Origin of the sequence: Microcystis sp. Msp_OC_L_20101000_S702 (genome assembly GCF_007095705.1) — a bacterium.
Taxonomy (GTDB): domain Bacteria; phylum Cyanobacteriota; class Cyanobacteriia; order Cyanobacteriales; family Microcystaceae; genus Microcystis; species Microcystis ichthyoblabe_A.
The window spans coordinates 1-14057 of record NZ_SFBO01000223.1; the positions used below are offsets into that span (position 1 = coordinate 1).

Consider the following 14057-nt stretch of genomic DNA (forward strand, 5'->3'; position numbering starts at 1 on the left):
AGCGTGGGGAGCCTTTTCGCAGCGATCGTCTCACCCAGAGAGGTTTTCAAGGCCGCAATCCTCGCCAATGCCGCCGCCATCATCGTCGCCCACAACCATCCGAGTGGAGACGTCACGCCTTCACCAGAGGACATCCAGGTCACCAAGACACTCAAAGAGGCGGGCAAATTGCTCGACATCGAGGTCCTCGATCATCTGATCCTTGGTGAAGAGGGTCGATGGCTTTCCCTGAAGAAGCAGGGGCACTGTTAGGCCGAACAAGTGATCCCCTCTATGGGATCAGCTTTTTGACTTCAGCTTCTGCATTGGCTGGCATGTTGTCCCTCTCGTAGGTCCGGACCTGGTCGATGATGCTTTTGGCGCGTTGAACCTTCTGAGCGTGCCCTTGCTGAGATGGCAGACCTAGTTTGTCGAAAACGTGAAAGAGGTATTCGGTTTGGTTGGAGCATCCCCAAAAACTCAAGTCGACGATCCACTTCTCGAATCCGTAGGAGTCGTACACATAGCCTGCCTTCGCGTTCCAGTATTTCGCCAGTCTGATCGTAGGCTTGATCAAGCTTTTATGAGCGTTGTTCTTGGCTGTGAGCTTGCCATTGAAGTCGTTTGGATTGGTGTCCTGCCACTGTGATGGCCCATTTGGAATCTGGTATTGACCAGGAATCCAAGCACTCGCGAGAGCTGGAACGAGTTCGAACCGAATGTGGTTCAGGTTCAGGACGATGGTCGGATTGGACTGAGAGATCTCTGAGGTTGCGTAATATTTTTCGACGAATTTTCGAAGACGATCCAAGTAGGTCTGCGGCGTATAGCCCCCTTGACTGAACACAACCATGTAATCAATGTCGGAGTGCGCATCCATCGCCCGAGGCAAGATCGTGCCTCGGGTCGAGGACCCGAATTGGAACTGAGCCGTGATATTTGAGCCAAAGTACGAGTTGAGTCGTGATTGGAGGGTGGTTATGGACTTGGCAATGGAAGCCTTCTCGGTGTCCGACAAGACGGCTTGTGATGCCCGAGTCGTGAGGTGCCCCAAGACCGACATGTCTAGCTCTCACCGCCATTCTTCACGTCAATCGCGTGTTTAGCTTCACCCTTCTCAATGCCGTCGCGAGCAAGTGCAAAGTCCTTCCGACTGGGTTGACGACTAACCGTGTTGAGCTCTGTCCGGCGAGTTGTGAGTGCATTCAAGGCTTCGAGTGCCTGGGCATCCGTTTCAAGAACTAGCAAGCTGACTTCACGAAGGATCCTTGCGTCGTTACGTAGCCCGAGATACTGGTCACCTGATGATTTGTGCTGAGTTGCCGTTTCTGAAGGTTTGAGGAACGTAATCAGGCTGGTGAGCGCAGCGGCTCCAATGGAGGCGATGGTTGCGATCCAACTTGCCTTCGTTGGAATGGTTGCACCGGCCACAATGCTCAAGACGACGGAAGGCACTCCTAGCCAGTAATGGTATGACGACCATCTGTCGGAGGCGTTGAAGTGGGACTTTGCAGAATAGACGCTGTCTTCCTCAACCCGGGCAAGCTCATCAATAATCTTCGCTTTGATGCTCTCCGTAATCATCTTGAAACCTCCGAAGCCGCCGCAAGGAACTCCTCAACATTCCGTTCGACCACATACTGAGCTGGATTCTCACCTTGCTTGATGGCTTCAAAGTGAACCTTGGCACAGGCGATCTTGCCGCTCTCCTTGTCCCTGAGATCATCGGTGAACAGGGTGCTCTTGGTCTCCACCACAAAGTAAAGCTTCTCGCTGCCATCTTTCGTGATGAGCACCGCCCAGTCTGGGTTGTAGCTCCCCAAAGGGGTTGGCACTTCAAACCACCCAGGAAGTTTCACATAGAGCGTGACGTCCTCATTCAGCTCTAGTTGCTCGGCGAAGCTGCGCTCGGTCCCAGCATCACAGACAACGTGCTCATAGACGGACTTCTTTGCATCCACCAGAAGGTTCTTGAGATATCCCGTCAGCTCACTCGTCTCAAAGAGCTCCTGAGCATAGTAGTGCTCGTCGCCGAGTCGCTGATATCGGATCCCGTCCACCAGAGCCGCTTTCTTCTTTCGATTGATAACCTCCGTGGCGATCTGGATGAACTGCTGAGGATTCTTCTTGAAGTCCCCTAAGCGGCCACTCTCGGTCAAGATGCGATAGATAGTCCTTCGAGTGAGCTGAGTCTTGTCCTGAAGTTGGGTGAGGATGTCGGGAAGCTCGATGTCTGCTTCTTCAAGGGGCGCACTCGTTGCGCCTTCCTTCTCTTGACCATCGATTCCCGCCCGTCCAATCTGGAGGTCGTGTTTGCGCCACTGAATCCGTGTCTTCGTGATGGCCGGTGCCGCCGCGAGGCCGGCAATGCAGTCGATAATAAGCTTCTCGTTGTCAAACTCAACCCGGTAGGTGGTCTTGTGCTTGATGCGGTCCCAAAGCTGCCGGAAGCCCTCGGAAAAAGCCTCGTCTTCGCGAACCCTCTTGTTGAGCCGGATCTGCTCGCGCTGGTCGGCATTCTTGATTTCAAGACGGCCAGCAACCTTCTTGAGAAGGCTGCAAATCTGTTCACGCTGCCCTGCGAACTGTTCGGGAAGCGCAAGTGAGCCGTCCTTGAGCGCTGTCCGGAGCGTGTCCTGAACTTTGCCCTGGGCGTTGATGTGCCCCAGTGACTTCAGATGTTCCCAGAGTGCCTTGGATTGGTCAACACCGAGCGGCGACACCGCTCCATTTTCGGACTGAATTGGAATGGCGGCGAACAAGTGATGCTCGACGATTCCGAAGCGAATGCCAGTCTCCTTCTCGACCTCGGTTTGAAGGCTCTCCGCGTACTGCTCGAAGCTCTCGTTGGCGATCACCGTGAGAGTGTTGATCTCAAAGCCTCGGACTCGTTCCCCTTCCTGGTTGACGCAGAGCCGGAGCCCACGCCCGATGGATTGCCTTCGTTCTCTCTCCGTGCCCATGTTCCGGAGTGAGCAGATTTGGAAGACGTTGGGGTTATCCCAACCTTCACGCAAAGCAGAGTGAGAGAAGATGAATTTGAGCGGCGTGGACAGGCTGAGCAGCCTCTCCTTGTCCTTCATGATCAGGTTGTAGCCTCGCTCGGCATCATCGCGGCTCTTCTGATTTTTGAGCTCTCCTTCTGCGTCGAGCTCGGGCTCCGTCCATCCCCCCTTCTTGTCAATCGAGAAGTAGCCGTCGTGAACATCCTCGGCCGCATGTGCGAGATCAACCTCTTCAAAGAGCGTTCGGTATTCGGGATGCTTGGCGAACCGCTTGTACTCCTCCTCGAAGATCCGCGCATATTCGCCCTTCTCGGCTTGGCCATCGGCGTTGTAGCGGCGATATTTCTCGACCGAGTCGATGAAGAAGAGTGAGAGGACCTTGATTCCTAAAGGGCGGAGCCGCTTCTCTTTGTCGAGGTGCTCTTTGATGGTCCTGCGGATCATCTCCCGCTGGACGGCCGTCGCGTCCACGTCACCGTAGGCCTCGCCCTTCTTAAGGTAGAGCGAGTCTCCCGGAACGCGAAGCTCGAGAAACTCCGCGCCTTTGGCAGCTCCGACGTCGCCAATGCCAATGTCGGTATAGATCTCACGCCCAGCCTCGAAGTGAAGCCACGTGTTCGGCTCGACGGTGCGCTCTCGACGCCTGACGCCTTGGGCTTCTGCAACATCGAGTTCAATCTTGGCCCCAACGACTCGCTTGCCCTTAATGACGGGAGCGAGGAACCTGACATAGGGCTTGTTGTGAGCCTCTTGAATCGTAGCTGAGGCGACCTCGATCTGCTTGACGAGCTTCCGCTCGTAGGCATCCACGGCATCCAGCTTATAGACCATGTGGTGCTTTTCTGCGTGCGTCGCAGAGTATCGGAGGGTGCAAAGCGGGTTCATGGCCGTGAGAGCTTCCTTGCCCCTTCCTTCCAAACCGCCATCGACGCTTTGAGGTTCGTCGACGATGATCACAGGTCTCGTTGCTCGAATGAGGTTGATCGGCGGTTCTCCGCCCGTCTGCTCGTTCGCCCCCTTGCCGTAGAGGTTGTTGACGTCCTTCTTGTTGATAGCACCAACGGTGACGACCATGACCTGGAGCTGGGAACTCGTCGCGAAGTTTCGAACCTGGCCAAGCTTGCTCGAATCGTAGATGAAGTAGTTGTTGCCTTTAGAGAAAGGAACTCCCGCATAGAGCGACCGGAAGTGCTCCTCAGTGATTTCGAGCGTCTTGTAGACGCCCTCCTTGATGGCTATGCTTGGCACGACGATCACGAACTTCGTGAACCCGTAGCGCCGATTCAGCTCGAAGATGGTTCGGAGATAGACGTAGGTCTTGCCGGTGCCCGTCTCCATTTCTACGGTGAAGTCGCCAGAAGCGAGGGTGCTCGACGGCGGCAAGCCGTTTTGAATCTGTACGGCATTGAGATTCGATTGCAGCTCATCGTCGAGCAAGGTCAGCCGGTTTCCAATGCCCAAATCGTTCTCGGCATAGGCGAGCCGTCCTTGGGGGTCGGTTGGATCTCGAAGCACCGTAAACTCCGTCTGGTTGTTTTCCTGCCCCGTGAAGAGGTCGCAGACGGCCTCAATGGCCTCCTTCTGATAGGAGACCTGATCCTCGGTATAGGGGTCGGAGAATCTGAGCTTCATAGCAGAATCAAAGGCTCCGCACCTTGAGAAGACCATGTTGGCCGAGAATCGCAGTCATATTCGTCTTCGAGACGTCGTCGGCAAACGCGCTATCGAGGAATACCATGGAGGATTCGCCCGCTGGTTCAAGGTCCTTGTGCCATTCCACGATCCCCAGAGCTAAGGATTCAACCTCAGATCGGTCTATTTGGGGAGCAAGGCAGACAAGTAACGCACCAGCGCCAATACTCTGAACAGTCTTGGCTGCGATTTCTCGGTGATCAGTCGACACACACAAGTCCAGACCGAGCTTCAGAAGCAGTTCGCTTGTGATGTCTGCCTCAGTGCGCTCTTCTTTAACGTTGGAAACAGCAGCAAGTAGACTCTGCTCTACGTCGGTCGCGGCCGTATCCCACGGTGCAAGGTTTGAAGTGTCTAGCTTGAAAACGCGGAATCCAATATCCCCCGTGAACAGTGGAGCACCATTCTGTACCTTCTTCCCTGCTCTGCGAAGACGTTCTTTCGTGAGCTCTGATATGAAGCGTGGTTTTCCGATCTGGTCGCAGAATTCGGCAGCGGGCTTCTGTTCGCCGTTCTTAGGGTCGAGTGGTTCAGGCAACTGGACGAGGATGAAGCGTCTGGCAGCATTATCGTCGGCATTTAGCTCCATCACGGCTTGTCCAGTGGTTCCACTTCCCGCAAAGAAGTCCAAAATGAGTTCGTCGTCCTTAATGTTCGCCCACTTGATCAACTGCTTTATGAGGCGTACAGGCTTCTTGCCGTTTGCATACCCGACGTCGCCTTCTTTGGCGACATTCCCCATGTCCTGATGAAAGCCCTTCCAGAGGTCACCTCTGATGACAGTTCTGCCAAATCTGGGCTTATAGTCGTCCGACAGTCTGTAATTCAAGGACAGAGGCATCAAGGCCTGGAGAATGCCGTTTTCTAGCGTGGTCAAGTAGTAAGTTCGGTGGTCCGCCTCGAAGGGCTCCCATCGACCTACCGGAGTGGACGCGCCAGTTGCCGCAACTGGCGGTCTATCCATACGTGCGATGTTCGCTAGGTTCGCCTCAATGAACTTCTGCGTTGCCTCTGAAACGGCCAGCAGTTTGTTCAAATTGTTGATGCTAAAACGATCTCTCTCCAGGAATCCGTAACGGCTTATATCTGCTGCAACGTGCTCGTCTGTCAGCATCATTTCAGCTAGCGTTCCAAGCGTTCCATCTTCCCGAAGCCAGAGAGAATAGTGCGTGTCGTACGAATCAATTCCGTCAAGCAGCGGCGTGTGTCGCCTCTTGTCAAACTCTGCGGAGCGCCGAAATACGTGAACGAACTCAACATTCTTCACAATCGTGCCCTGCTGTGCATTGACGGTCTTCGGGCCAGAGGTGGTTGACATCTCAACGGCAAGGGTGTCGATGTAGTTATCCTCACCGAAAACCTCGACAAGCAGGTGCTTCAAGTTTGCCGCCTCGCTATCGTCAATTGAGACGAAGATAACTCCATCATCACTGAGCAAGTCACGAGCTAACATGAGCCGTGGATACATCATGTTTAACCAATCGGTATGGAAGCGGCCTGATGTTTCAGTGTTCGAAGTGAGACTCACACCATCGCCACTCAGCTGTCCAGTGATCCTGAGGTAATTCCTGATGTTGTCGTGGAAATCATCCGGATATACGTAGTCCTTGCCAGTATTGTAAGGCGGATCGATGTAGATAACCTTAATCTTTCCGGCATAACTTTTTTGAAGCAGTTTCAAGACTTCCAAGTTGTCGCCTTCAATCATCAGATTCCGAGTCGTGTCCCAGGCCACCGAGTCCTCAGGGCAGGGACGGAGCGTCCCCGTGGAGGGGGTCAGAGCCAGCTGCCTCGCCTTTCTCTTCCCGTGCCAGTTGAGCCCGTACTTCTCTTCTCGCTCATCCACGGCACCGCCGAGAAGCTGCTTGAGCACATCAAAGTCCACTTTCCCCTCCACGAAGGCCTCGGGAAAAATCGCTTTGAGGTGCATGATGTTCTCGGACACAATGTCCGCACTCATCGTCTCTGGGTCGTTCGGGTTCAGCTTCTGCATGTTCGTTTTCGTGGGGTTAGGGTGGCGTGTATTAGAGTCGTTGCTGGGCTGAGGCAAGCTCTTCTCGGAGTCGTTTCAATTCCAGGTTCAGGTGAACCTGTTTCGGAAGTTGCTTCTCCTTCGCCGCGGCAGCACGAATAGCCGCAATTCGCGATTCCAGTTGGGAGGTTACTCTCAACGCTTCCGCCTGGTCAGCGGCCTGGGATGGATTTGCAGGCACTTGAAACGTCCCGGAGATCGTCGCGGCGCGAAGAGCTGTGGCGGTGCTTATCCAGCCCTGGTAGAGAGACTGAAGGTGTGTTTTCGGCTGATTCAAGAGGTTGATCGCTTCCAGAAACCGCTGGGCAAACTCGCCTGGAACATCGAGCGGTGCGAGCAAGACTTCCCCGTCCAAGACGGTCTTCCCCTCCTCGTTCTGAGCCCATCTCTTGTTCGCGAAGCTGAGACTTGCTCCTTCCGGATGCTCAACCATTAGCATCACGGGATATGGGATTGCTCGGTGAATCAGCTCGATCAAGCGGTTCAATCGGCTTGAGCTGCGTGCCTGAAGGGCAAGAACCGCAATCTCCAGATACTCGCGAGCATCATCTCGGTATTCCGGGACGCCTATGGTCGTCGGCTTGAGAGCCGCCACCCATGTGAGAACCTCAATGCCATCGTTGATCAGCTTCTTGTCGGCGGATGTCGGGGCTCCGTTCTCGATGAGGAGCTTCTTGGGAACCCGCTGATCTACCCGTGCACCAGCAGGCAAGCCGAGGGCCTCGATGACTTGAGAAACGGTCACTCTTCGTCCTCCGGAAGCACCACCAGATAGGACAGAACCTCAAAGTCGTTGATGCCGGCAAAGTCGCCCTTGAGGGCATGGGTGCCTCCAGGACTGAACAAGCTGGCGACTGACTTCTCTTCGTTCTTGCCAACGACGCTGGCGACAGCTGCGGCCAACTGCCTCTGAGCTGTCTTCATATCCTCACCGTAACGAGTCACTCGGTCGAAGCGAGCGGTCGCGGCTGCATCTGAGACTTCACGGCCTGAACAGGTTCGCTTGAGACGATCCAGAATCTGCTTGGCCTGATTGAACGGGAGGAGCACCGAGCCATCCTCGCCAACGTGCACCAGGTAGTTTGGCGCCAACGGGTAGCTCGAATCGGAGATCTTCAGAGCGGCCTCTCCTTCGGCCCTAAGGCAGAAGATGACTCCGGGAGGCACCTCGGCTTCGGCTGTGGTCGTGACGCTATACGTTCCCAGATGCAGGTTGGCAAGACCTTCCGGATGCCCTTTGAGATACTCGGCCAGGTCGATGCGAAAGTCGCTCAAGGTGAGGTCGGTGATCGAAACACCCGTCGAAAGGTCTTCCAGGTCGATCACGGCGTCTTGGAGCTTCAAGAGCTGCTTGCGTCGGTATTCCAAGTCGTTCATCTGGTTGCCTGACTGCTGCTCGATGAGATTCTCTTCGCCCGTCGCGGAGATGTCCAGAAGCACCATGCGGCCGCTCACCCGCTGCTCCAGGTTGATGTATTCCTCCAGTTCGATATTGGGCCAGAAGTTGACGAGCTGGATGCGCTCGTTGGGGGATCCGATACGGTCAATTCGACCGAAGCGCTGGATGATCCGGACCGGGTTCCAGTGGATGTCGTAGTTGATCAGGTAATCGCAGTCTTGAAGGTTTTGACCTTCCGAGATACAGTCGGTGGCAATCAGGAGGTCGATGTCCCCTTCAGTTGAGAGGTCCTCCGGCCGCTCTTTCGCTCTTGGTGCAAAGGCCGTGAGAATCGTCGCCATATCCTTTCGCTGACCCTGAATCGTGGATTTTCGTCCGTCGCCGGTCACGAGAGCGGATTCCATTCCGAACCGCTCCTTCGCCCACGGCGCGAGCTGTTCAAAGAGATATTCGGCGGTGTCAGCGAATGCCGTGAAGACAAGCACCTTCCGGTTGCCCTCGTTCAAAGGTTCGTTCACCTTCTGCTCGATGACCTGGCGCAGGTTTTCAAGCTTGGCGTCTCTGGTGGCGCTGATCTGCTTGGCTGCGTCATGGAGGATCCTGAGCCGGTTGCGGTCTTCGATGAGATCTTGTTTCCACCGAATGAGGTCTACATCCTTGAGAAGCACCTTGACTTTACGGCCGACCACCAAGCTCTCGAACATGGGGTCGTCCAAATCCACTTCTGCAACGTCGATTTCCTCCAGCTCCTCTTCTTGAGCTTCAATCTTGGCGAGGGTGCTCTCGACGTGCTTGAGCTGACGACCAACCGTGAGAGCAAAGGATGGAACGGCGCTTTCCATGCGCTTGAGGACGTTCACTCGAACGAGATGCACGAGGCTCTCTTCACGGTCGACCTGGCGGAAGAAACTCTCTCCGCCCCTGATTTCAGTGCTGTATTTCGCGTCGTAGGCAGCTTGCTTGGCCGGAAGGACATAGCGCAGTGGCGCGTAAGCCGCGAGGGTCAGCCTTCGAATCTCCAAGTTGATCTCGCGAATCGAGCTGAATTCTCCCGCACGGTCAACGTCCGACTTGATGTTGATGGGCTTGAGCCTCTCCGGGAAGCGCCCAGTTTCACTCGTTCCGTAATACTTCTCGATGTGCTTCCTTGACCTGGCGATGGTCAGGAGATCCAGCAGCTTGAAGTAGTCGAACCCGAGCATCTCGACCAGCCTCGATGGACTTCGAGATGGTTCATCCAGGTCCAACCACCGATTGAACTGAAGCTGAGCGAGCCGCGTAGTGTTCTCAATACTGACGATGCCTTGTTCAAGGAAAGCCGTATCATCTCCCTCCGTGGCAAAGAGGATCTGGTTTCTTAGGTCGGCCAGGCGGTTGTTGACCGGAGTTGCGGAGAGCATCAAGACTCGAGTCTTCACCCCTTCCTTGATGATCTTTCGCATCAGCCGGTCATAGCGCGTCTCTCCACCCTGCCGAGGTGTTCGCTTGTTTCTGAAGTTGTGGGATTCGTCAATGACTACCAGGTCATAGTTGCCCCAATTGACGTGTGAGAGGTCGATGTCTCCGGACGTTCCGCCATCACGGGAGAGGTCCGTATGATTCAGAACGTCGTAGTTGAACCTGTCGGAAGCCAAGACGTTTCGGCGGTCATTCGCCTTATAGAGAGTCCAGTTGTCTCTGAGCCGCTTCGGGCAGAGGACAAGAACGCGGTCGTTTCTAAGCTCGTGATACTTGATGATCGCGAGGGCTTCAAAGGTTTTTCCAAGCCCAACACTGTCGGCAATGATGCACCCACCATAGCGATTCAGCTTGTCGATCGCGCCGATGACTCCATCCCGCTGGAACTTGTAGAGCTTCTTCCAGACCTTGGTCTCCCGGATCCCCGTCGCCATCTTGACGATTCGCTCTTCATCGAGGTCTTCATCTCGCCACGCGAATAGGTGGTGGAGCATCTGTGCGTAGACCTGCATCGGCGTCACCGGAGAGGCGAGCGAATCCAGAGCTGCAAAGAATCTCTCGCGGTCAGTCGAGTTCTCCGGCATCGAGGCCCATTGGGATTCAAACCACTCCGTGAGGAGCTTCCTTTCCTCGTCGTTTTCGGCCAGTTGGATGAGGCTTAGTGGATTGCCAGGCGTGATTCCCAGTCCATCGGTGGTGAACGCCAGAGCCCCGAGAAAAGCCTGTGAGGATCCTCCAGAAGAATCGCGAACAACCATCGCCCCCTGAGGAATCTGGCTTTGAGCGTTGCGGATCTGGGCACATTTCCTCGCCCATTCTTGGAACCGCTTGGCCAGCCATCGAGTCTGCAAACGGTTCCGGAAAGGACGGTCCACGGCAGTTCCGAGCAGCTCTGTCGGCTGTTCGAAAGCTGGGAGAACAAGCCTGGCCTGCTTCAGTCTGTTGAGTTCAGGCATGAGCTCAGCGAAGGCGAAAAGGGAAAGCCTTGGCGTGACCATATCGAGACTTTCAGCTTCCCCGAGACTGGGTTTAATGAAGTCCAGAAGTCTCTCGGTTCCCGAATTCCTGACAATCCTCATCGCGTACTCACTCCCTCGGACCCTCCGCTTTCTCAAGACGGTCCATCAGCACTTGATAGCTGTCGGCGTCTTGAATCACGAGCGCGGGTTTGCCCTTGACCGTCAACACCACCGGCTTGTGGGTCTCGGTCAACCGAGCGACCATCTCCTTGTGGTTCCTCAAGAAGTCGGTCAGTGAGAACACCTGTCGTAAATCGAGCATCATCTCTCCGCGTCGCGAATCAAACTTTTATGTGATACCCGACGCCGGACATCGCTCATGACGGTAGGATTGGGAAATGCATCCTGACCACGATTGCTTTGTCAATGCGCTCCACGCTCGCCAAAGAGTGCTGCTTCACTTCTTCAGCAAGGAAGACGGCACTGTTTTGCGTCGGACTTGTGCTCCTCTCGACTTCGGGCCGAGCAGAAGAGCAAAGGACAAGTCAGACCGCTACCACTTCTGGGACTATGACAGTGACACCACTCGTCACGTGTTGAGTCTCCTCCCAGATCAAGTTCAGACCATACACTCACTGGACGATATGTTTGACCCCGGTGAGTTCATCACATGGGATGTCTCAGGTTCCCCTTGGTTCTTGGCACGTGATTGGGGTCAATATAGCTGACCATGTTCTTGAGACGCCTGCGGCTCCGTGACTATCGCTGTTTCGAAGATACAGACTGGATTCCTCTAAACAGGTTCTCAGTGTTCATTGGAAAGAACGATGGTGGCAAGTCATCTGCACTTCATGCCTTGAAGGTGATCCTCTCCAATCAACCCCTTGAAGACGCTGACCATCGCCAGACTGGCATTGATGAAGAGACAGACGTTCCAACGAGGGCCGCTGAGATAAGCATCGAGTTGGAGGTCGAACACGATGAGCTCACAAGCATTATTCGGGCGAAGCGGAGCCTTGGTGGCGTTACGGCCTTCGAGCTTCAATCAGAGTTAGTTGCGGACGCCCGTCTGAACCAGGATCTGCATGGCCAGACTATGCCGCAGCTCAAGGAATTGTGCACGGCAGTCGGTATCGCTGCGCCTGGGCCCCAGAACCGGAAGGACACCTTTCTCAATGCCTTGACTACTCATCGGGACTCGCTGCCAACTCATGTGGGGTGGAAGCCTCTACCAACGGCTCTAAGGCAGGCGTTCCCGATTTGTTTGAGCTACGATGACTCTAGCGCCCATGATCCCGAATCCGCTGTTCGGACTTTTGCGTCGACCTTTTTCAAATCAGAGATTCAATCAGAGGTCATTGATGCAACCAAGGATCTTCGAGCGAACGTCCAGCAGAAGATAAACGAGAAGGCAGCTGAAATTGCAGCGATTCTGAAGTCTGAGTGTGAGGAAGTCGAGAGCGTTGAGATTCCTCTTGCGGAGGATGCTTTCTCCGATCTCAAGGTGTTAAGAATCCGCGTGACCAAGACCGACGGTACCGACGTCGATTGGACGAGAATAGGCAGAGGGAAGAAGCGAGAGATGTCGCTAGCGGTGTTTCGATGGCAGAACAAAATTCTTGCCGAGCACCTCGATGGGGCGGCTGATGCCAAGCCTGTCGTTGTATTGTTCGATGAGCCTGATATCAACTTGGACTATCAAGCTCAGTGTAAGGTGACTCAATCACTCGAGGCCATGTGCTCTGGTGATCGGTGCCAGGCGATTGTGGCGACGCACTCTCATAATCTCATTGACTCCGTTCCAATCGACTCTCTGGTCTTCTTCGGTCCGGACGTACCAGATCCTTCAAGGCGCGTCTGGTCGTATGACTCTGCAACAGATGATCTCGATTACGAGCGCGTCTTCCTGAAGGCTCTTGGAGTAAGTAACGCTAGCTTTTTCAATGAGAAGTTATTCGTGTGTTGTAGCGGTGAGACCGAGATCGGGGCTATGCCAATCCTCTTTGCCGATCGGATGCATAGGTCGCTCTCGATGTCCGGTGTCTTGCTCCTGAATGGCTTCAATGATGACGGCGCGTTAGATGCAGCCGTGATTCTGCGCAAGAACAAGAGAAGATACGTTCTCATCATGGATGCAGATATGAAGGCCCATCGCAGATGTGGTGCGGCCGTACTGCAAAGTAAGCACGGGCTCGAACCTCAGCACGTCAAATATCTTGGCGACAATGAGTTCGAAGATTTGTTCGATGACCACACGTGGGCTGCCGCCTTGAACGAACTGCCTCAAGTCGAAGTGGATGGCGAGGAGCCCAAAGTCTGGACACCTGACGAGATACGCGAGATGCGCAACTCTCCAAAGTTCTCCGCGGCTGTTCAAGGTTCGGCTGAGACGGTTTCCCTGGAGGGACGCTCCAAGCCGAAACTCGGAGTCAGAGTCGCCCGCAAAGCAATTGAACTTGGAAGTGTGCCGGATGCCCTAGTTCAGGCCCTTGACTACATCGCGGAAAGGGCGACGGAATAAGACTAAATGAGAATCCGTTCGATCTCGTCAAGCGTAATCTCGTCACTTGTCCGGTCATAGAGCTTCGTCGTCCGCGGTGACTCGTGGGCGGCAATGGCCTGGGCGTTCTCGATGGTCCCTCCGTTCTCCAGATAGGCCGTGATTCCCGTCGCCCGGAAGGTGTGGCAGCACGTAGAATCTGGGAGTCCGGCGTCCTCGGCCCGCCGTTTCACCATGCGAAGAACGTCTGTGCGCGTCATTCTTGCCTCTGTGATGGCCCGTTCTCGCGAAATGGTCCGGAAGAGTGGCGTTTTCTTCGGCCAGTTCTCGGATTTGGCGGCTTCTAGATAGGCATCGATGTAGGCTTCGGCATTGTGATGGGCGGGAACCTCGTGCCTCTTCCCTCCTTTCTCATGGAGCCGGAGCCACCACCGCTTTCCGTTCTGGAAGTAGTCCTCTTTGTTCATGGCCACGACTGCACCGACTCGGGCGAAACTGTAGACCATGGTCGCGATGACGGCTCGGTCCCTCAGCCCCACAATAGTAGAGGTGTCAATCGAATCAAGGAGCTGCCGCGCCTGGCTCGCCTTGAGAACGGGCGTCTTCCCTTTCTTGACCACATGCTTTGGACCACGGACTGATGCTGCTGGGTTGTGAGGAACGACTTGGCCGATGACCAGGTAGTCGAAGAGCATCCGGATGGCGGCAAGATGCTGCTTCACACTCGGCGGCGCCATATGCTGCTGGAGCTGCTCGATGTAGACCGAAATGAAGATGGGATTGAGGCGTTCGAGCGGAAGCTTCCTCTCGTCGGCCCACGCCATGAACTGGTAGACCGCTCGGGCATAGGCCATCCGTGTGTTTGGGTTCCGGATGTTGGCTGTGAAGAACTCGATGAACCGCTCGGCGGCCCGTTCCCCTTCTCTGGCGATGACGGCCGGAATCGGGAGAGCGGCATACCCTTCCCCTCCGGGAACGAGGCCCTGACTTCCGCCCCCAAAGGCCACGATTTCACCGTCCATCTTCAAACCCT

At 55.1% G+C, this 14057-nt stretch carries 10 protein-coding genes; 2 read left to right on the plus strand and 8 right to left on the minus strand.

What is annotated here, in order from left to right; all coding sequences use genetic code 11:
• A partial coding sequence (locus EWV60_RS22235) for a JAB domain-containing protein (RefSeq protein ID WP_287234817.1) occupies nt 1–252 on the plus strand: 252 nt, incomplete at its 5' end.
• A 19-nt stretch (nt 253–271) separates the two neighbouring features.
• On the opposite strand, the gene EWV60_RS22240 is transcribed toward EWV60_RS22235, so the two are convergent.
• From EWV60_RS22240 to EWV60_RS22270, 7 genes are all read right to left on the minus strand, one after another.
• Nucleotides 272–1042, minus strand: a complete 771-nt coding sequence (locus EWV60_RS22240) for an SMODS domain-containing nucleotidyltransferase (RefSeq protein WP_287234820.1) — start codon at nt 1040–1042, stop codon at nt 272–274.
• A gap of 2 nt (nt 1043–1044) precedes the next feature.
• Complete coding sequence (locus EWV60_RS22245) at nt 1045–1563, minus strand: SLATT domain-containing protein (RefSeq protein ID WP_287234823.1); 519 nt, start codon at nt 1561–1563, stop codon at nt 1045–1047.
• Nucleotides 1560–4616: a type III restriction-modification system endonuclease gene (locus EWV60_RS22250; protein WP_287234825.1), complete on the minus strand. Its 3057-nt coding sequence runs from the start codon at nt 4614–4616 to the stop codon at nt 1560–1562. Before EWV60_RS22250 ends, EWV60_RS22245 begins: the two co-directional genes overlap by 4 nt.
• Nucleotides 4617–4623: 7 nt before the next feature.
• Nucleotides 4624–6669, minus strand: coding sequence for a site-specific DNA-methyltransferase (locus EWV60_RS22255; protein ID WP_287234828.1), 2046 nt, complete (start codon nt 6667–6669; stop codon nt 4624–4626).
• Nucleotides 6670–6700: 31 nt separating this feature from the next.
• Nucleotides 6701–7453 (minus strand): DUF4391 domain-containing protein, encoded by a 753-nt coding sequence (locus tag EWV60_RS22260; RefSeq protein WP_287234830.1) that lies wholly within the window; start codon nt 7451–7453, stop codon nt 6701–6703.
• Nucleotides 7450–10521: a helicase-related protein gene (locus EWV60_RS22265; protein WP_287234833.1), complete on the minus strand. Its 3072-nt coding sequence runs from the start codon at nt 10519–10521 to the stop codon at nt 7450–7452. The genes EWV60_RS22260 and EWV60_RS22265 overlap by 4 nt, the downstream gene beginning before the upstream one ends.
• A 130-nt stretch (nt 10522–10651) precedes the next feature.
• Nucleotides 10652–10849 carry a type II toxin-antitoxin system prevent-host-death family antitoxin gene (locus EWV60_RS22270; protein ID WP_287234835.1) on the minus strand — a complete coding sequence of 66 codons (198 nt, stop codon included), beginning with the start codon at nt 10847–10849 and terminating at the stop codon, nt 10652–10654.
• Nucleotides 10850–11254: 405 nt separating this feature from the next.
• On the opposite strand from EWV60_RS22270, the gene EWV60_RS22275 reads away from it, so the two are divergent.
• Nucleotides 11255–13045, plus strand: a complete 1791-nt coding sequence (locus EWV60_RS22275) for an ATP-dependent nuclease (RefSeq protein ID WP_287234838.1) — start codon at nt 11255–11257, stop codon at nt 13043–13045.
• Nucleotides 13046–13047: 2 nt separating this feature from the next.
• Here EWV60_RS22275 and EWV60_RS22280 read toward each other — a convergent pair whose 3' ends face one another.
• Entirely contained in the window at nt 13048–14046 is a 999-nt protein-coding gene (locus EWV60_RS22280; RefSeq protein ID WP_287234840.1) for a tyrosine-type recombinase/integrase, read from the minus strand.
• Nucleotides 14047–14057 lie beyond the last annotated feature (11 nt).